Raw genomic sequence first — 18,367 nt, forward strand, 5'->3', positions numbered from 1 at the left:
CCTAACCCAGCAGCGTCGTGATCTCGTCGGCGGCGGCGCGGAGTTCGACGGCGAAGCGGGACATCTGCTCCCCCACCGCGGCCGCGGTGCTCAGGTGCACGATCCACCGGTCCGGCAGCAGCACGTAGGCGACCCCGATGCACTGCGTGCTGGTCGAGCCGAACCCGAACACGCGCACGTTGACCGAGGGAGCGGAGCTGGTCGACATGAAGTCGTCGCGCATGATCCGCCAGCCCGGGGACTCGACGACGGCGAGCGGTTCCGACGCTCCCCTCCGCTGGTGGATCAGCGAGAGCTCCCACAGGTGCTGCTCCGGGGCCTCCCCCGCCTGGCACGCGCGGGCCCGGTTCCCGTGCGCGGTGGCCGCGGCGTCGAACGCGGCGCGACGGGCCCCGTCGTCGGAACCCGGGTCGTCCATGGCCGCCGTGAAGGCGAGGATCTCCGGGGTGACCACCCGCATCGCCTCGGTGCGCCCGTGGTGGAACTGCAGGGTCGCGATCGACTCGTAGGTCGCCCCGATGAAGCCCTTCGCGCGCCGGTGCGCGAGCTGGTACGCCATCTGTGCGAACGCGTCCGGGGACACGCCGAGCTCCTTGGCGCGCTCGCTGCCGTGTTCGAAGATCACCAGTTCGGTGGCGACGGAGTCGGCGAACGCGGTGAAGTCGTCGCCCGCGGCCCGGATGTCGGCGGCGCGCTCGTCGGTGATGCTCCACCCGATCTCGGTGGCGGTGGGCTCGCCCTGAGCGTGGGCGCCGAGGTGCTCGGCGTGCGCCGCCGTGGTCTCCGCGAAGATGCCGTCGACGAGGGCGAGGACGGTGGTCCCGTCGAGGCGGCAGTGCTCGGTGTTGATGCCTGCCGCCCCGTCGGCGAACACGACGAAGGTGACCGCCTTGTCGAACCACCGGTTCGCGGCGTTCCCGGCGAGCAGCTGCTTGCCGCGCGCGAGGTCCTCGCCGGGGGCGCCGTCCTCGAGGCTGACGCAGAACAGGGCCGTCTCGATCGTCTCGAGTGCCGCAGCGTTGTCGGGGTGCTCGTCGCGCAGCGCGCGCCGGCTCGCCGCCCAGGCGGCGCGGGCCTTCGTCGTGAGCTTCCCGACGGCGGGTCCGGGGCCGGTAACGCGGTCCCTCACGGCTCGGAGCGCGGCGGCGATCTCCGCGGCCGTGTGCGGGGTGCCGTCGGGTCCGAGGACGTCGAGGCGGACGGCGTGGCCGTTCGTGAACACGACGACGTGGCGCTCGCGGGAGGGGCCCGGCCAGGTGTCGGTGTACGGGGTGCGGGCGGTGTCCTGCTCGTCACCGGGGATGCGGGTCGCCGAGAACAGGAACTTGTGCTGGTCCATCGTCATCGGCGCCCCGCGGCGGGTGGTCGGCGGCAGGGTCTCGGTGTCGACCCGGTGCTTGTGGTCCAGCGCGCCGAGGATCAGCCCGGCGGCGCGTCCGGCCTGGTCCTGCTCCGCGGGATCGTCGCTCGGCCGGAAGAGGAAGAAGAAGTTGGCGTTCAGCGCGATGCGGTCGCGCCGCCCGAGGTAGCGGGACTCCCAGAACTCGTCGAGCCAGCTGTGGGTCGTCGGCGCGGCGGCGTACTCCTCGAGCGCAGCCTGGAGTCCCGGCCCCGGGCCGGTGACGAGCTGGTCGACGGCCGCCTTCGTCTGCGCGATCTGGTCGTCGTCGAGCAGCGGGGAGCACCACTCGAGGAACTGGGCGGCGCTGTCGGCCAGGGCGGGCACCGGGACGCGGGGCAGGTCGTCCTCGGCGTCGAAGGTGCCGATGGTGGGGGCGGCGTCGCTCATGGACGTCCTCTCCGGGTGGGGCCTGGTCAGTCGAGCAGCGTGTCGGACCGGACCGAGGCCGCCGCGAGGTGGGCGGGATCGACCCGTCCGAACAGCTGCCGGGTGCGCGTCGGTGATCCCACCACCCCGGGCCGGTCGCTGTAGGCGAAGATCGCGGTGTGTCTGGCGGTCGGTCCCGCGACCGGGGTGACCCGGTGCAGCGAGTACCGCCCGCGGAAGAGCTGCAGGTCACCGGGGCGCAGGTCGAGGCTCCGGACCGGGCCGCGGTCGCCGTCGAGCACGGCGCGCACTCCGGCGAGGTTCTCCCCGTCCGGCGTGCGGATGCCGGGGCAGTACTCGAAGGAGCCACCCTCGTCGGGCGCCCGGGTGAGCAGGCTGACCGCGATCTCGTTGGTGTCGAAGTGCCAGGGGTGGTCGTCCCCTGGAGCGACGACGTTGAGGGTGAGCGCCGAGTACGGGTCCGCGAGCGGGTGGACCGCGGGCAGCTCGAAGCAGGCGGCGAGGAGTTCTCGGAATCCTGCGTTCTGGTAGAGGGTCTGGATCAGGTGATCGGCCGGGATGTGGTCGCGGGCGACGAACGCGTTGCGGCGGGTGAGGGCGACCCGGGACGGATGCTCGGGCGGGAGCGTCGGGTTCGGGTCGGTGTTGTAGACGTTGACCTGCGCGGTCGCGGTGTGGGCGTGCGGGGCGACGGCGTCGCCCTCGGCGCGCAGCCGGTCGCGCAGCTCGGGCCGGACGACGTCGCGCAGCACCGTCGCGCCCTCCGCCCGCAGGTCCCGACGGGCCTGCTCGACGACGGCGTCCCAGGCCGGGGCGCCCGGGTCGTCGAGGGGATAGCGGTCGGTGTCGATGATCCCGTCCACTGCCGCACCGCCGGTGACCACTGCGCCGTCGATCACGTTCGAGCCCACGTCGGCCCCCTCTCGCCCCACGGGCGACCCTAGGGGTGATCTCCACGCGGCGGGACCGGGCGCTCGGGGAATTCCGATCAGTCCGCCGGTCGGGCCCGCCCGTCCGGGCGGGTGGTGGGCCCCGTCGGCCGTCGGTGGCGCTGAGCGCCTCGATCGTGCCCTGACCTGCGGGATCGGTCGTTTCCGGCGTGACTGTCAGGGGGTCGCGCTAGCGTGCGGACCATGGTGGACGAACTGTGTTCGAAGCGCGGGAGATGCTCGCCGAGGTCATCGCCGGGCAGTACCCGCCCGCACCACCGGGAGGTCGAACGGATAGCCGGCGCCGGGAGCGTCGGACGCATCCAGCCCGAAACTGCTGCAGGAACACCTCGGCCGACCCGGGCGGCAGCGCGTCGTCGGCGCTGCCCACCCGGGTACGGCCCGGTCCGCGCCGCGTTGTCACCCGCGGAGCATCGCAGGCGTGCTCAGACTCCGCGGCGGATGAAGTCGGCGCACCGCTCGCCGATCATCATCGTCGTGATGCACGGGTTCACCGTGATCAGGTCGGGCATCACCGAGCCGTCGGCGACCCGGAGCCCGTCCACGCCCTTGAGCTTCAGCGTCGACGTCACCGGCGCCATCCGGTCGTCGTCGGCACCCATCTTCACCGTGCAGGAGGGGTGGTAGACGGTGTTGTGGGTGGTGCGGATGTACTCGAAGAGCTCCTCGTCGGTCGCGGCCGCATCCCCCGGGGCGAGCTCGGTGCCCACCCACTCCTTCAGCGCGGGCGCCGCGGCGATCTCCCGGGCCACCCGGATGCCGCGGATCATCACCTCGCGGTCGTGCTCGTGGCTGAAGTAGCGCGGGTCGACCTTCGGCTTGTCCTGGTACCCGCGCGTCGAGAGCCGCACCGTGCCCTTCGACCGGGCCCCGGTGACGTTCGGCGTGAGACAGAAGGCGTTCTCGGAGGACGGGTAGCCGTAGCGGGTCAGGTTGAGGTCGAACGGCACCGAGCCGTAGTGGAACATCAGGTCGGGCGTCGAGCGGCCCTCGGCGCCGGCGAAGATCCCGATCTGCCACCACTGCGTCGACGCCGTCGGCATCGGCTGCAGTGCCTCCCACTGCACGAGGCCCTCGGGGTGGTCCTGGAGGTTCTCCCCGACGCCGGGTGCGTCGACGACGACCTCGACGCCCACCTCGCGCAGGTGATCGGCCGGCCCGATGCCCGAGAGCATCAGCAGCTTGGGGCCGTCGATCGCGCCCGCGGACAGGATCGTCTCGCGGCGCGCCGACACGTTCACCGCGTGACGCGTGTCCGGGGTCCGCAGCCGAGCACCGGTGATGCGGGGACGGCCCGGCGCGGTGGTGTCGACGTTGAGCTTCTCCGCCCGGTAGCCGGTCAGCACGGTCAGGTTCGGCCGCGACAGGTTCGGGTGGATGTAGGCCGACGAGGCCGAGGAGCGGCTGCCGTCGGGCTTGGCGTTGACCTGGAACCAGTTGGCACCGCGGTGCACCGTGCGCCCGGTGTTGAACGGCGTCGTGGGCAGCCCGACCTGCTCGCAGGCCTCGAGGAGGGCGACGCCGCACGGGTCCTGGTCGCCCACGGTGCGGATGGTGACCGGGCCGTCGGTGCCGCGGCCGGGCGCCTCCGCCTCCGCGGTCGTGTCCAGCGCCGTCTCGAGCTTGCGGTAGAACGGGTAGCACTCGGCGGCCGACCAGCCCGCCGCTCCGCCGGCCGCCCAGTCGTCGAGGTTCTCCTTCGGAGCCCAGAACGCGATCGCGGAGTTGTGCGACGAGCAGCCGCCCAGCACCTTGGCGCGGGCGTGACGCATGTAGGAGTTGCCCGAGGCCTGCGGCTCGATCGGGTAGTCCCAGTCGTAGCCCGACTCCAGCAGCTCCATCCAGCGCGAGAGGTCGAGGATCGCGTCGTCGCCCACGTCGGAGGGGCCCGCCTCGATGAGGCACACCGACACGTCGGCGTCCTCCGAGAGCCGGGCGGCGACGGCGCACCCCGCGGTGCCACCGCCGACCACCACGTAGTCGAACTCTGCCGGGAACGAGAGCGGCGGCATGTCAGGCCTCCCCGAGGGCGGTGGTGTCGGTGGCGGTGGTGTCGGTGGCGGTCTCCTCGCGTGCGTGCGCGGCGACGACCCCGGTCTTGTGTCGCTGGACGAGCCAGTAGTAGGCGAACCCGGCGCCGAGGATGACCCCCGGGAGCAGGATGCCGCCGTACTGGAGATACCAGTGGAACGGCTCGGTGGCGTTGTAGACCTCGTTGCGCGGCCAGGCGAGGTTCACCGTCATGACCCCGCCCCAGATCACGGCGAGGATGTTGACGGGGATCCCCCAGCGGCCGAGCGAGAAGGCACCCTCGCGCGGCTCCCACTGTCCGCGGAGCCGCTTGACGAGCATCGGCACCGTGACCAGCAGGTACGCCGTGTAGATCATGATGATCGCGATCGAGGTGACCACGGTGTAGATCTGCGGGCTGAACGTCACGAACAGCAGCACGACCGCGATGACGCCGATGGACACCGACGCGACGATCGGGGTGCCGAAGCGCGGGCTGATCGTGCACAGCCGCTCGCCCGCGGGCAGGTTGTTGTCCCGGCTCATCGCGAAGGCCAGCCGGATCGCGGCCGCGTGCACCGCCAGCGCGCAGACGATCACCGCGACGGCCACCGCCACGAGGATCACCTTGCCCAGCGGCCCGCCGAGCACGGCGAGGACCAGGGCCTGCAGACCGCCGAGCGAGCTGAACGCGGGATCGGACAGGTCCGGCGCCGACATCAGCGCGAACAGCAGGATCAGGCCGCCGAGCAGGAACGAGAAGAACAGCGCCCGCAGGATCGCCTTCGGGGCGTTGCGGCGCGGGTCGTGCGACTCCTCGGCCAGCGACGACGCGGTGTCGAACCCGTACATGACGTACAGCGAGGCGAACATCGCCACGAGGAAGGCGCCCGCGTAGCCGAGTGGTCTGCCGCTCGCGTCGATACCGCCGGTGTCCAGCACCACCTGGGGACCGCGCACGATGTTGACGGCCAGCAGGATGATCAGCACGACGGCGGCGATGAGCTCGATGAACACGCCCGCCGAGTTGATCTGCGCCATGAGCTTGGTGCCGAAGGCGTTGATCGCCGTGGTGAACACGATGAGCAGCGTCGCGAGGATGACCCCGTTGAGGGCCTCCGCGGTGGTGTCGTCGGGCCCGCTCTTGGCGATGAACTGGAAGCCCGACCAGAGCTGCGGCAGCGTGGCCTGCAGCGCCAGCGCGACCGCCGCGATCGAGACGATGGACGCGGTGAGCATCGTCCAGCCGGCCAGCCACGCGATGTGCGGGCTGGTCAGCCGCTTCGTCCAGTTGTAGATCGACCCGGCGACGGGAAAGCGTGCCGCCAGTTCGCAGAAGCACAGCGCCACCATGAGCTGGCCGAGGAACACCATCGGCCACGACCACCAGTACGCCGGGCCGCCGCTGCCGAGCCCGAAGTAGAACAGCTGGAACGTGCCGGTCAGGATCGAGATGTAGCTGATCCCGGCGGCGAACGTGTGGAAGCTGCCGAGGGACCGGACGAGGCTGGGCTTGTAGCCGAACTCGTCGATGTCTGCGCTGTCGGTCGAGCCTTCGGTGCTGCTCACGAACCACTCCCTTGGCTGGAAGAGGGGAACCAGCCGGTCGGACCCGGCCGGGTGTTCGTCCAGATGTGCTTGGGCTCCTGGTACTCGGCCAGGCCGGCACGTCCGAGCTCGCGCCCGAACCCGGAGTGGCCGAAGCCGCCCCACTCCGCGGCGGGCACGTACGGCCCGAAGTCGTTGATCCAGATCGTGCCGTGCCGCAGGCGCGCGGCGACCTCCTCGCACGTCCCGTGGTCGGCGGAGAACACCGCGCCGGCCAGGCCGTACTCGGTGTCGTTGCCGATGCGGACGGCGTCGTCGAGGTCGGTGAAGGTCTCGACGGTGAGCACCGGCCCGAACGACTCCTCGTGCACGACGGTCATGTCCTGGGTGCAGCCGTCGAGGATCGTCGGGGGGTAGAAGAAGCCGTCGGCCAGGCGCGGGTCCTTCGGGCGCTCACCGCCGCAGCGCAGCACCGCGCCCTCGGCGATCCCCTTCGCGACATAGGCCTCCACCTTGTCCCGGTGCGCCGCGGAGATCAGCGGGCCGGTCTCGGTGGCGGGGTCGTCGGGCCCGCCCATGACGATGCGTTGCGCGCGTTCGACCAGGTCGTCCACCACGCGGTCGTGCGCCGACTCCTCGACGACGAGCCGCGCGCCGGCCGAGCACACCTGCCCGGAGTGCAGGAAGATCGCGGTGAGGGCGTTGTCGACGGCGGTCTCGTGGTCGGCGTCGGCGAAGAGCACGAACGGGTTCTTCCCGCCGAGCTCCAGGGCGATCTTCTTGACGGTCGCCGCCGCGTTCGCCATGAGGATCTTCCCGGTGGCGAGGCCCCCGGTGAAGCTGACCATGTCGACGCGGGGGTCGGTCGACAGCGGGGCGCCCGCGGTGGCCCCGGGGCCCAGGACGAGGTTCGCGACGCCGGGCGGGACGCCCGCCTCCTCCAGCAGCTCGACGAGGATGATCGCGGTGTGCGGGGTGAGCTCGCTGGGCTTGAGCACGAACGTGCACCCGGCCCCGAGCGCGGGCGCGACCTTCCAGGCCGTCTGCAGCAGCGGGTAGTTCCACGGCGTGATCAGCGAGCACACGCCGACCGGGTCGTGGACGACCTTGCTGCGCGCGGTGGCGTTGCCGGTGTCGACGAGCCGTCCGTCGTCGGTCGCCGTGAGCTGTCCGAACCACCGGAAGCAGTTCGTGATGTCGTCCATGTCGATCTCGGACTCGGCGACCCGCTTGCCGGTGTCGAGGGTCTCGGCGCGGGCCAGCCGGTCGCGGTCGCGCTGGAGCAGGTCGGCGACGCGCAGCAGCAGCGCTCCGCGCTCGGGAGCGGGGACGTTCGACCAGCGCCCGTCGTCGAACGCGGTCCTGGCGGCTCCGATCGCGCGCTCGGTGTCCGCCGGCCCGGCCTCGCTGACCTCGGCCACGAGCCGGCCGTCGGCCGGACAGCGGATCTCGCGGTGGGCGCCGTCCTCGGCGTCCGTCCACGTCCCGTCGATGTAGAGCTGCCCCACGGTTCTCCTGCCAGGGTCGATGTGAGCTGGGCGTACGAACGTACAACCGGGGTGTACGTATGTACAGGTGCGGTACCGCGGTCGGTATACTCGTCGTGCCGATCTTGCGACGGAGAGTGACACGGAGATGCGGGAAGCACCTTGGGACACGGCGGGCCGGCCGGCGGTGCGGGCCGACCCCTCCCGCCGTGAGCGGATCGCGCGCGCGGCCATCTCGGTGGTGGCCGAGCGCGGCGTCGACGGGCTCACCCACCGCGCTGTGGCGGCCGCCGCCGACGTCCCGCTCGGCTCGACCACCTACCACTTCCAGACCCTCGACGATCTCCTCGAGGAGGCCCTGCGACACGCCGCCGACGACAACATCGGCGCGATCCGTGCCTGGGAGTCGGGCCTCGCCCCGGACGGGGCCTTCGCCGAGGCCATGACCGATCTCGTGATGGGCTACGTCGGCGAGAACCGGAGCCACACGGTCGTCGAGTACGACCTCTACATCGCCGCCCTCCATCGGCCGGCCCTCCGACCGGTCAGCGCGGCGTGGGACAACGCCCTCGTCGAGGTGTTCGGCCGCCGGACCGACCCGCTGACCGGCCGGGTGCTCGCGGGACTCTTCTGTGGCCTGCTGATGCAGTCGGCGATGGCCGATCCGCCCCCGTCCGCCGAGGCGATCCGGGAGGTCTTCCGCCGCGCCATCGAGGGTCCGCACACGGCCGCCTGATCCGTGCCCCTACGATCCCGGCCACACCGGCGACGTCCGCCGGTCGTCTCACCAGGGGGACGCATGGGGCGCAGGGCATGGGTCCGGTCGGTCGGCGCACTCGTAGGGGCCGCGGCGGTCCTGATCGTGGGTGCCTGTTCCAGCGACCCTCCCCCGCCCGGACCCCAGCACACCGTCGAGTTCTCGGCGACGGGGACGGCCGGTGGCACCGCCTTCGGCCGCTACGTGGGGGTCGGCTACCTCGGCAGCACGTCCGAGACCACGTTCAGCGGCCTGCCCTTCGACCTCACCCTCCCGCTGGGCTACGTGCCGCAGCCGAAGATGCAGGTGTCGCTGGTCGGCGTGCCGCCGAACTCCCGGATCTCGTGCCGGATCACGGTCGACGGGCGGGTGGTGGCGGCGCAGACCGTGACGGCGCCCGGCCAGGACGCGGTCTGCGCCGGCTCTTGACCCTCACACCGGCGGCGCGAGCTCGTGCCGCTCGGCCAGCCAGGTCTCGATCTCGTCCGCGGCCAGCTGGTTGCCCGTCGGCTCGCCGGGCGCGATCGCCCCGCCGAAGTGGGTCCCGCGCACCGCGACGTGGGTGAGGTCGTCCGCGCCGAGCGCCCCGACCATGCGTGCCGAGTCGGCCGGGAACGCCGCCTGGTCGCCCGTGAGCTCGACGAACAGCGTCGGGACCCGGACGCCCGGGGCGCAGCGCGCGAAGTCCGCGTACGAGCTCAGTCCCGACCACGTCGAGAGCCAGGCCTCCGGCGTGGTGAGCCGGCCGAACCCGACCTGCCCGTAGTTGATCAGGTCCGGCCGTGCGCCGAACAGCGATCCGTAGGGCCGTTCGCTGGGGTCGAGCGAGAGGTCGACCGTCCGCGGGTCGGCGTCGGTGCGGAACACCGTGATCAGCTGCGGGGCGAGGGCGCGGCGCCGGTCGGCGGCGGTACCGGTGCGCTGGTGGGCGGCCCGGGCGTCCGCGGTGCGGGCCACCAGGGCGCGGGCGGTGGCGTCGATGCGGGCGACCCGGTCGTGCTGGGCCGCGCGGTAGCGCGCCAGGAACTCCGGCGCGTACGACGAGCTCGCGGGCGGCTCCGCGAACCCGTTGGCCGGGTCGAACGGGTCCAGCTCTCCGACCGCGGCCAGCGGATCGCGCTCGTCCGACACCGAAGGGTCGATGCAGCCGAGCAGCAGGCGCCCCTGCCCCGGGTGCGGCGCGAGGAAGACGACGCCGTCGGTCATCGGCATCTCGGCGTCGGCGAGCTTCGTCGGCCGGCCGCCCGGGGTGGTGGCGATCCGGTCGCGTCCCGCCAGCCCGGCCTGCTCGAGGTAGTAGGCGAACAGCGTGCCGCCCCCGGAGTGCCCGAGCGGCACGATCGCGGCGAACCCCTGCTCGCGCAGGAAGACCATGCCCGCCGCGACGTCGAGCAGGGCCTGCTCGTGCACCAGCGTCAGGTCGTTGTTCACCGAGCGGGTGTGCTGGGTCCAGACCGCCACGCCCGCCGCGAGCAGGGCGGGCACCAGGGCGTGGTGCGTGAGGTCCTGGCGCGGGTGCATCAGGCAGACCACCGTCCGCGCTCCCGGCACCGTGGCCAGCACGCCGCGCACCGTCGCGCCGTCCGCCGTCGTCAGCTCGTGGACGCCGGTGACGGTGGCCGCGGGCCGCTCCCCCGCGGCGATGTAGCGGCCGGCGCCGAGCTGGGAGGTGGGCGTGCTCATGCCGGGTCGACCCGCAGGGCGTTCTTGTCGTGCTGCACGATCCGCCCGCCCCCCACACCCGCGACGCAGCTGTACCAGACCGCGTGCCGGCAGCCGGTCGCGCGGCGGTCGACGACGATCGCGCCGTCGGCGGAGATCTCGAAGTACGGTCCGAGCTTCCCGACGGTGACCGCGGGGTCCTCGGCGGCGACCTTCGCCACCGTGGTGTTCTCCGGGACGTCGAGGACGTAGAGCGCGGTCACTGCCGGGCCCCCTCGGTGGTCCGGGACAGCTCCCAGTCCGCCGCCCGCTCGACGATCAGCTCGGCCTTGCGGGCCAGGAGCTTGCCGAAGCTGGGCTCCGGCTCGGCCACGACGTCGAGCAGCGCGTCGATCGTCAGGGTGGCGTCGAGGTCCTCCTGCGGCGTCACCGGGCGCATCGCGCGGGTGAACTCGACCATGTAGCCGTTCGGGTCGTGCGTGTAGATCGACTCGATGGTCTCGTGCTGGATCTGCATCTCGACCGGCCACGCGGAGTCGTCCAGCCGCCGGCGGTACTCGAGCAGGTCGTCTTGGTCGTCGACGTGGATCGCCAGGTGCCGCGACCGGACGAAGAACTCCGGCACCTCGGGCCCGAAGCCCGCGTAGACGTCCCCGCGCTCCCGGTCGTGGATCGGCTCGAGGCCGAAGTAGTAGAAGAACGCGATCCGGTCGTCGTTGCCGATGTCGAAGAAGAAGTGGATGAAGTCCGGGTGGTCCTCCGGGCCCCAGCCCGCGGCGCAGATCGAGTGCACCACCGGGAACCCGAGGGTGTCGCGGTAGAACCGCACCGTCGCCGCCGGATCGAACGTGGGGAACGCGGTGTGGTCCACCCCGCGGACCTTGTGCTCGAGCCCCGTGGCGTCCCGGCTCGTCCCGTCTGTCATGTCCTCGACCTCCCGCGTCGTCGCACGATCGTCCTCGGCAACGAGGTCGAGAGTACGGTCGTTCGGCGCTGGCGTCAATCTTTCGACGGTGGCGACGAAGTCGTGATGATGTGCTCGAGGTAGTCGAGGTCCTGGCGCAGCAGGTGCAGGGCGGCGGCGGGGTCGTCTGGGCGGGGTGACTCCGGCGTGCGGTCCGGGCTCTGGGCGACGAGCGCCACGGCCATCTCCGCCATCTGGTCGGCGACCTCGTCGGCCGACTGGGCGCCGCCGGGGTGGAACCACCAGGCGACCCAGTTGCACATCCCGATGAGCGCCAGCGCGGTGGTCCGGACCGGCCGCGGCCGGAACTCCCCGCTGCGCACGCCCTGGTCGACCACGCGGACGAAGCCGTCGAGCACCCGTCGCTTCGCGGTCTCGTGCGCCGTCGCCAGCTCCGGCGGCAGCTCCGACTCGGAGCGGATGACGAGTCGGAACCGCGCGGAGTGGTCCGCCTGCCGGGCGGCGATCAGCCGGACGAGCTCGCGCAGCTTGTCCGGGGCGTCGAGATCGCGCCCGGCGATCTCCTCGGCGGCGTCGGCGGGACCCGAGGTGATCTCGGTGACCAGCTGGGCGAGCAGCTGGTCCTTGTTCTTGACGTAGTAGTAGAGCGCCGAGCGGGTCATGCCCATGGCGTCGGCGACGTCCTGCAGGCTCGTCCCCGCGAAGCCCCGCTCGGCGAACAGCCGCGTGGCCTGCTCGTATATCTGGGCCTCGACGAGCTCACGGCGGGCCGACGCACGACCGTGGGGAGCGACGGATTCCGCGGAGCTCATGACGGGCGACGATACCGACGCCGGATCAGCGGACCGGCGTCCCGGAGCGCTGCCGCAGCAGGGACCCGGCGTCGGGGAGGTCGGCGCGCACACCGAGGCTGCGCAGCAGGCAGAACGCCCCCGCCGTCGCCGCCGAGAGCACCGGCAGGCCGAACTCCGCCTCGGCGACCGGGATCAATGGGAGCGACGGCATCTGCACGCAGGCGGAGATCACCAGCGCCTCCGCCCCGGTCAGGTCGAGACCGCGGGCGGCCGCCATCACGCGGTCGCCCGGGATGCACCCCACGTCGGCGTTGTCGGCCACCTCGAGCGCGACCCAGTCGAGCACCTCCAGACCCTCGGCCTCCAGGTAGGCGACCACCTGCTCGGCGAGCGGGCGCATGTACGGCGTCACGAGTGCGATGCGCCGTGCCGGCATCGCGTGGAGCGCCTCCACGAGAGCGCCGGCGCTGGAGACGAGCCCGGCCGGCAGGCCCCGCTCCCGCAGCTGCGCCGCGACCTCCTCCTCGACCCGTCGGTGCTCGCCGGGACCGGCTGCCATCACCGCCACCAGGCACGCGTAGAGCAGCGCGTCCACGCCGGCGTCGGCGAGCTCGTCCACGCAGCGTCCGCGCTGGGCGTTCATCGCGGCGAGCTCCTCCGGCGACACCGTGTGCATCCGCATCCGGCTGCCGTGGAAGGAGAACGTCGCGTCCGCGTGGTGGGCGAGCAGGGCCGGGATCTCGGTCTCGACCGTGACGTTCGAGCTCGGGACGATCATCCCGATGCGGTGGTGAGTCACGTCAGGGCTCCTTCTGCACGCAGGGTCTCGGTGATGTCCGCCGCCATCGCCTTCTTGTCGAGCTTGCCGATCCTGGTGCGGACCATCTCGGCGACGACCTCCACCCGCTCGGGCCACTTGAAGGTGGCGACCTCGAGTGCCCGCAGGTGGGCGCGGACGTCGTCGAGCGTGATCGGAGTGCCGTCGGTGACGACGAAGGCGCAGCCCCGCTCCCCCAGCCGCGGGTCCGGCATCGCGACGAGCGCCGCCTCGACGATCCGCGGGTGCCGCAGGAGGAGGAGCTCGACCTCCTCGGCGTTGATCTTCTCGCCGCCGCGGTTGATGAGGTCCTTGATGCGGCCCTCGATCGAGATCGCCCGGTAACCGTCGAGCAGCCGCACCGCCGCGAGGTCCCCGGTGCGGTAGAAGCCGGTGGACGTGAACGCCCCGCCCTCCGCGCCCGGGACGTTGCGCTCCTCGGCCGCGTAGTAGCCCCGCAGGGTGTACGGACCCCGCGCGCAGAGCTCCCCCACGCCGCCGTCGGGCACCGGCTCCTCGGTCCCCGGCTCGAGCAGGACGACCTCGTCGTGGGTCGAGATCGGGACGCCGACGGTGGTGCGGCGCAGCTCTGGTGAGGTGCCCAGCGGCGTCACCAGGAACAGGCCCTCGGCCATCCCGAACAGCTGGCCCACCCAGGCCCCGTGGCCGGTCACCGTCGCGAAGAGGTCCTCGGAGACCTTCGCCCCGGAGAGCACGACGATCCGCAGCGACCGCGCGAGCTCGGGGTAGGCGGGGTGGTCCGGCGCGCGGTAGTGCACGTGGCCGAACAGCACCGACGTCGTCCGCTCGGCCGCGAGCAGCGGCAGCGCGGTGTCCAGGTCGTGGCCGGTCAGCACCAGGCACGCTCCGACCGTGTGGGGCGCGTGCACGCCGCACACGACCCCGGCGTTGTGGATCACCGGGATGAGGTGCCCGACGCGGTCGTGCTCGGTCCAGCCGAGCGTCCCGGCGTAGGCGCGGGCGTTGTACCAGTACTCGGCGTGGGCCCGCGGGATGAGTTTCGGGACGCCGGTGGTGCCGCCGGAGAGCTGGAAGACCGCGACGTCGTCCGGGTTGAGACCGGACTGGATCGCCTCGACCCGGGCGCGGGCGTCCGCCGGGTCGATCTCCGTACCGAGCTCGAGCAGGTCGACGGCGTCGTCCGGGAGCGGGCCGTCGGCGCCGAGGACGAGGATCCGTCCCAGCGTCGGGTGGTCCCGGGCCTGCTCGACGGCGAACGCGACCAGGTCGATGCCACCCAGAGATCGACCATGTGACAGCCCGGCCTCGACGAGGTGGGCCCGCGCGCCGACCGTCCGGCTGATCTGGCCGACCTCGTGGCCGCGGTGCGCCGCGAGCGTCGCGACCGGGACGAGGCCGGCCTTGAGCATCGCGTACCAGGCGATCACGGTCTCGAGCCGGTTCGTGGCCTGCACGATCACCGGGTCGCCCGGTTCGAGGCCCGTCCCCGCCAGGCCGGCGGCGATCCGGTCGGTCCGGGCGTCGAGCTCGGCGTAGGTCAGTCGCCCCTCGGCGGCGACGACGGCGTCGCGGTCGGCGAAGCGCAGCGCGGCGGCATGGAGCTCCTCGCCGAGGGTCCGCGTGCCCCACAGCCCGGCGTCCCGGAAGGTCGTGACGAGGTCGTCGGGGTAGCGGACCCGGAGGGCGTCCCAGCGCGAGCGGTGGGCCTGGTCGGTGCTCACGGCTGCTCCTCCCGGACGGCCACGAGATGGGTGCGGTCGGCGGCGAGCCCGTCGGCGAGGTCGGTGCGCAGGTCGGCCGGCCCGACCACCACGACGAGGGCGTCGGTCCGGCGCCGGACCAGCTCGGCGACCTCGAAGCGGGTCAGGACGCTGCCGCGGTCGTCGCCGCCGTCGAACCACACGACGTCGGCGGTGGCCGCGGCCAGCTCCGCGCGGCGGACCGCGTCGTCGACGTGCTGCTCGGTCCCCGCCGGCCGGGCGTCGGTACCGAGGTCGACGACGGCGGCGCCGAGCGCCTCGGGATCGTCGGGGACGGTCCGGGAGTCGAAGCCGCGGGAGCCGAGGGGGTCGCCCTCGGCCAGCGGTTCCTGGCCGGGCGCCGACGGCCGCAGCGGCCGCGCGAGCACCCACTCCGCCAGGGAGTCGCCGCTCGGCTCCTCCCCCGCCCACTGCGTCAGCGCCGCGTGCACGACCTCCGGCGAACCGCCGGCGAACCGGTCGAGCGGCACGTTTCCCGCCCGGCTCATGTACGCGACGAGCAGCTGCTCGACCGGCAGTTCCACCCGCTCCGGGAACGTCTCCCACCAGCGGCGCGAGCGTTCGGCGATGTCCTGCAGCCGCGCGACGGCGGGTCGGCGGACCGCGGTGTAGGCCTCCAGCGCCGCCTCGAGGTCGTCGTGGGCACCGAGGGCGTCGACCAGCGCGATCGCGTCCTCCATGGCCAGCTTCGTGCCGGAGCCCACCGAGTAGTGCGCGGTGTGGGCGGCGTCGCCGAGCAGCACGACGTTGCCGTGGTGCCAGTGCTCGCAGCGCACCGTCCGGAACTGCAGCCAGCGGGTGCGGTTGCCGATCAGGCGATGGCCCCCGAGGTGCTCGGCGAACGCCTCCGACAGGTAGGCCAGCGCGGTCTCGTCCGACTCGTCCGCCGGGGTGGCCGCGGTGGTCTCGTCGAACCCGGCCGCCCGCCACGTCGCCTCGTCGGTCTCGACCAGGAAGGTGCTCCGGGTCGGCGAGTACGGGTAGGCGTGCGTGACGAACGTGCCGTGCTCGGTGTGGGCCGGCGCGAACAACGCGTGGTCGAGCGCGACGTCCGTGCCGGCCCAGAGGTACCAGCCGGAGCCGGTCTCGACCTCGGCGCCGAAGGCCTCCGGTGCGGCGGCGCGGGTGGCGCTGCCGACGCCGTCGGCCGCGATCACGAGGTCGGCGTCGAGGTCCTCGGCCCGGCGGCGCACACCGAACTCGAGCTTGACCCCGGCGTCCTCGGCATGACGCTGCAGGACCGCCAGCAGCTCCGCCCGCCCGACGGCGACCAGGCTCGAGACGTCCATCCCGGCCTCGCGGCCGGCGACCCGCATCCGCATGTCGTGCGAGTACGAGCACGCGAGGATGTCGTGCAGGGTCGCGGGGTCGGCCTCGGAGAGCTTCCGCTGGGTGCGGGCGGCGAGACCCACCCCGAACCCGAAGGTCTGGTCGGGCACGCCCTGCTCGTGGACGACGACCTCGCAGTCGGGCCGGGCGAGCTTGAGCAGCCGCGCGGCGTAGAGCCCTCCGGGGCCCCCGCCGAGCACGGCGACGCGGTGCAGCGTCATGGGACGGCGTCTCCTAACGGGAAGCGTCGGCGAGCACGCGGCTGGTGCGGACGACGTCGTCGACGTGGTCGACCGGCACGACGGCCGTCCACAGCGCGGTGAAGCAGCCGGGGCAGCAGTACTGGCGGAAGTGGACGGCCTGGTCGACGTAGAGCTCGGCCGACGACGCGACCTGCGGTCCCGCCTCGGTCACCGGGCCCTCGTGGCGCACCAGGTCGAGGTCGCCGACCGAGCCCGACCCGAGCACCGTCGAGCAGTGCCGGCAGGCGACCTGCGCGTCCGCGCCGTGGCCGACCGCGACGAGGTTGTCGTCGAGGCGGCGCCCGTCGGCGACGTCCACGGTGGTCCGGGACGCCTCGCCGGCGCCGGCGCGGGTGCGGCGCACCTCGCGCAGTTCCTCCCGACGTCGGCGGGTGGCGTCGAGATCCGGCGCCCCGGTGGCGTCGAGGATGACGCCGTAGCCCACGGTGGCGTGCTCGGCGCTGACCTTCTGCTCGCGCACGTCGCGGGCGACGTCCTCGGGCTCACGCGTCAGCGGGTCGCCGTAGCCGCCGCCGCCCTGCCAGAACATGGTGAAGACCTCGCCGGGCGCGACGTAGGTCTCGCCGTAGCAGGGGCAGAGCTCCTGCTCGCCGCCGACCTCGTCGAGCCCGGCGGGCAGTCGGCCGCCGGCCAGCATCGTCGTGAGGTCGCTCCCGCGGGCGATCTTCTCCACGCCGGTGTTGCCGGGGTAGCCGCCGGCGAGGCCGTTGTTCTGGCTGACGGCCTTGCCCGCCGAGGCCAGGACCAGCCCGATCGGGAAGCTGGTGCCGTGCGGGGTGATCGCCATGCTCGCGGCGACGCCGCCACGACGTCGTCCGGGGCCGCCGGAGTCGGGCTCCTCCCGGCGCCACAGGGCGAGGACCGGGTAGAGGAACTCGGTCATCTCGACGTCCGGGACGCGACCGAGCGGGATGCAGAACAGCCCGCCGGTGTCCATGCCGTCGGCCTGCGGCTGGGCCCCGTAGCCGCCCGCCATCGGGTCCATCATGATCGACAGGAACGGGTTCGGGACCGGGCCGCGCTCGTCGAGCCCGGCGATCACCGCGGTGTCCCAGGTGCCGCAGCAGGTGGCCTGCACGTGGGCGTCGAGCGCCGTCGACTGGTCGAGCATCTGGCTCAGACACTCGGCGACGAGGTTGCCGGTCAGCCACGCCGGGCCGATCGGGCCGCGGCTCACCGCGGCCGGGAAGCTCGCGTTGTTGATCGTGCCTTCCTCGGCGACCAGGTCGAAGCAGCGCATCAGCCCGCCGGCCGACCACGGGATGTCCCCGGCGAGGATCGGCAGCAGCGCGAGCATGACCCCGCCGCGCATCCCGGCGTAGGTGCAGTTGATGACGCCGGCCTGCGGGTCGGTGCCGGTGAAGTCGAGCGTGAGGTGGTCGTCGGCCTTCGTCATCGCGACGGTGATCTTGTGCAGGTTCCGGTCGCCGGTGTGCGACTGGTCCTGGTAGCCGGTGGCGTGCCACGTCCCGTCGGGCAGGTCGCGCAGCTTCCCGCGCAGCCGCGACTCGGCGTCGGACATCATCCGCTTCATCACGGCCTTGACGGTGTCCGCGCCGTACTGGGCGATGACTGCGAGCAGCCGGTCCCGGCCGACGGTGTTGGCGCCGACCTTCGCGCGCAGGTCGAGTCCGATCATCATCGGCACCCGCGAGCGGCGGACCCACATGTCGGCCACGTCGTCCTGCAGCAGCCCGTCCCGCACGACCTTGACCGGTGGGGTGGGCAGCGACTCGGAGAACACGTCCTGCGCGGCCGGGGAGAACGACCCGAGCCCGACGCCGCCGAGGTCGGGCTGGTGGGCGATCGCCGAGGTCCAGCCGAAGAGCTTCCCCTCCCAGAACACCGGCTGGTAGACCATCGCGTCGTTCTGGTGCAGCCCGCCGCCCACCCACGGGTCGTTGGTCAGGAACATGTCGCCCTCGACGATGCCGGGGTTCGTCGCGCGGTGCTGCAGCGTCCAGTAGATCGCCAGGTCGACGGCGCCGACCAGCATCGTGTTGTAGAGCCCGACCTGGACCTCCTGGCCCAGCTCGTCGCTGACCGCGAAGTCGAAGTCGTTGGCGTCGGTGACGATCGGCGAGCCGGACATGCGCTTGAGCGCCTCGCCCATCTCGTCGGTGACCGACCAGAGCCGGTGGCGCACCACCTCGTAGGTCAGCGGGTCCAGGGCGTCGATCTGCTCCTGGGTCACGGTGTGGACCGGGAGGCTCGCCGGCAGCTGGGCGGCCAGCGTGGCGGGGTCGGTCGGGCGGCTCGAGAACCTCTCGGAGCCGGGGACGGCCATGGTCATG

Annotated in this window: 15 protein-coding genes; 2 read left to right on the forward strand and 13 right to left on the reverse strand. The window is 72.7% G+C overall.

The features are described from left to right. Position 1 precedes the first annotated feature (1 nt). The 5 genes from LQ327_RS16905 to LQ327_RS16925 form a co-directional block, all read right to left on the reverse strand. Complete coding sequence (locus LQ327_RS16905; protein ID WP_230735719.1) at positions 2–1,789, reverse strand: choline/carnitine O-acyltransferase; 1,788 nt, start codon at positions 1,787–1,789, stop codon at positions 2–4. A gap of 26 nt (positions 1,790–1,815) precedes the next feature. Beyond that, positions 1,816–2,700 carry a HalD/BesD family halogenase gene (locus tag LQ327_RS16910; RefSeq protein WP_230735721.1) on the reverse strand — a complete coding sequence of 295 codons (885 nt, stop codon included), beginning with the start codon at positions 2,698–2,700 and terminating at the stop codon, positions 1,816–1,818. A 464-nt stretch (positions 2,701–3,164) separates the two neighbouring features. Next, positions 3,165–4,751: a GMC family oxidoreductase gene (locus LQ327_RS16915; protein ID WP_230735723.1), complete on the reverse strand. Its 1,587-nt coding sequence runs from the start codon at positions 4,749–4,751 to the stop codon at positions 3,165–3,167. Position 4,752: 1 nt separating this feature from the next. Beyond that, positions 4,753–6,318, reverse strand: a complete 1,566-nt coding sequence (locus LQ327_RS16920) for an APC family permease (RefSeq protein ID WP_230735725.1) — start codon at positions 6,316–6,318, stop codon at positions 4,753–4,755. Continuing rightward, a complete protein-coding gene (locus LQ327_RS16925) occupies positions 6,315–7,805 on the reverse strand; it encodes an aldehyde dehydrogenase family protein (RefSeq protein WP_230735727.1) in 1,491 nt (496 codons plus the stop codon). The genes LQ327_RS16920 and LQ327_RS16925 overlap by 4 nt, the downstream gene beginning before the upstream one ends. A 127-nt stretch (positions 7,806–7,932) precedes the next feature. Between LQ327_RS16925 and LQ327_RS16930 the strand changes: the two genes are divergently transcribed. Beyond that, entirely contained in the window at positions 7,933–8,520 is a 588-nt protein-coding gene (locus LQ327_RS16930) for a TetR/AcrR family transcriptional regulator (protein ID WP_230735729.1), read from the forward strand. Positions 8,521–8,646: 126 nt separating this feature from the next. Beyond that, positions 8,647–8,970 carry a hypothetical protein gene (locus tag LQ327_RS16935; RefSeq protein WP_230735731.1) on the forward strand — a complete coding sequence of 108 codons (324 nt, stop codon included), beginning with the start codon at positions 8,647–8,649 and terminating at the stop codon, positions 8,968–8,970. Positions 8,971–8,973: 3 nt separating this feature from the next. Here the strand turns inward: LQ327_RS16935 and LQ327_RS16940 are convergent, their stop codons facing one another. The 8 genes from LQ327_RS16940 to LQ327_RS16975 form a co-directional block, all read right to left on the reverse strand. Then, positions 8,974–10,224 (reverse strand): alpha/beta fold hydrolase, encoded by a 1,251-nt coding sequence (locus tag LQ327_RS16940; protein ID WP_230735733.1) that lies wholly within the window; start codon positions 10,222–10,224, stop codon positions 8,974–8,976. Continuing rightward, the gene (locus tag LQ327_RS16945; RefSeq protein ID WP_230735735.1) at positions 10,221–10,466 is read right to left on the reverse strand and encodes a hypothetical protein; all 246 of its coding nucleotides are present in this window, start codon (positions 10,464–10,466) and stop codon (positions 10,221–10,223) included. Before LQ327_RS16945 ends, LQ327_RS16940 begins: the two co-directional genes overlap by 4 nt. After that, on the reverse strand, positions 10,463–11,128 hold the full coding sequence (locus LQ327_RS16950) for a VOC family protein (protein WP_230735737.1): 666 nt from the start codon (positions 11,126–11,128) through the stop codon (positions 10,463–10,465). Before LQ327_RS16950 ends, LQ327_RS16945 begins: the two co-directional genes overlap by 4 nt. A gap of 74 nt (positions 11,129–11,202) precedes the next feature. Beyond that, positions 11,203–11,940 carry a TetR/AcrR family transcriptional regulator gene (locus tag LQ327_RS16955; RefSeq protein ID WP_230735739.1) on the reverse strand — a complete coding sequence of 246 codons (738 nt, stop codon included), beginning with the start codon at positions 11,938–11,940 and terminating at the stop codon, positions 11,203–11,205. A 25-nt stretch (positions 11,941–11,965) separates the two neighbouring features. Then, positions 11,966–12,721: a maleate cis-trans isomerase family protein gene (locus tag LQ327_RS16960; RefSeq protein WP_230735741.1), complete on the reverse strand. Its 756-nt coding sequence runs from the start codon at positions 12,719–12,721 to the stop codon at positions 11,966–11,968. Then, on the reverse strand, positions 12,718–14,442 hold the full coding sequence (locus tag LQ327_RS16965) for a (2,3-dihydroxybenzoyl)adenylate synthase (RefSeq protein WP_230735743.1): 1,725 nt from the start codon (positions 14,440–14,442) through the stop codon (positions 12,718–12,720). Before LQ327_RS16965 ends, LQ327_RS16960 begins: the two co-directional genes overlap by 4 nt. Next, positions 14,439–16,031, reverse strand: coding sequence for an FAD-dependent monooxygenase (locus LQ327_RS16970; protein ID WP_230735744.1), 1,593 nt, complete (start codon positions 16,029–16,031; stop codon positions 14,439–14,441). The genes LQ327_RS16965 and LQ327_RS16970 overlap by 4 nt, the downstream gene beginning before the upstream one ends. A 13-nt stretch (positions 16,032–16,044) precedes the next feature. Then, complete coding sequence (locus LQ327_RS16975) at positions 16,045–18,366, reverse strand: hydantoinase B/oxoprolinase family protein (RefSeq protein ID WP_230735746.1); 2,322 nt, start codon at positions 18,364–18,366, stop codon at positions 16,045–16,047. Position 18,367 lies beyond the last annotated feature (1 nt).

Origin of the sequence: Actinomycetospora endophytica, assembly GCF_021026375.1 — a bacterium.
GTDB lineage: Bacteria > Actinomycetota > Actinomycetes > Mycobacteriales > Pseudonocardiaceae > Actinomycetospora > Actinomycetospora endophytica.

What these genes read in the sequence shown, in the direction of transcription:
- LQ327_RS16905 (WP_230735719.1), bottom strand. Translation starts at nt 1,789, where the DNA reads ATGAGCGACGCCGCCCCCACCATCGGCACCTTCGACGCCGAGGACGAC.
- LQ327_RS16915 (WP_230735723.1), bottom strand. Translation starts at nt 4,751, where the DNA reads ATGCCGCCGCTCTCGTTCCCGGCAGAGTTCGACTACGTGGTGGTCGGC.
- LQ327_RS16930 (WP_230735729.1), top strand. Translation starts at nt 7,933, where the DNA reads ATGCGGGAAGCACCTTGGGACACGGCGGGCCGGCCGGCGGTGCGGGCC.
- LQ327_RS16940 (WP_230735733.1), bottom strand. Translation starts at nt 10,224, where the DNA reads ATGAGCACGCCCACCTCCCAGCTCGGCGCCGGCCGCTACATCGCCGCG.
- LQ327_RS16950 (WP_230735737.1), bottom strand. Translation starts at nt 11,128, where the DNA reads ATGACAGACGGGACGAGCCGGGACGCCACGGGGCTCGAGCACAAGGTC.
- LQ327_RS16955 (WP_230735739.1), bottom strand. Translation starts at nt 11,940, where the DNA reads ATGAGCTCCGCGGAATCCGTCGCTCCCCACGGTCGTGCGTCGGCCCGC.
- LQ327_RS16970 (WP_230735744.1), bottom strand. Translation starts at nt 16,031, where the DNA reads ATGACGCTGCACCGCGTCGCCGTGCTCGGCGGGGGCCCCGGAGGGCTC.
- LQ327_RS16975 (WP_230735746.1), bottom strand. Translation starts at nt 18,366, where the DNA reads ATGACCATGGCCGTCCCCGGCTCCGAGAGGTTCTCGAGCCGCCCGACC.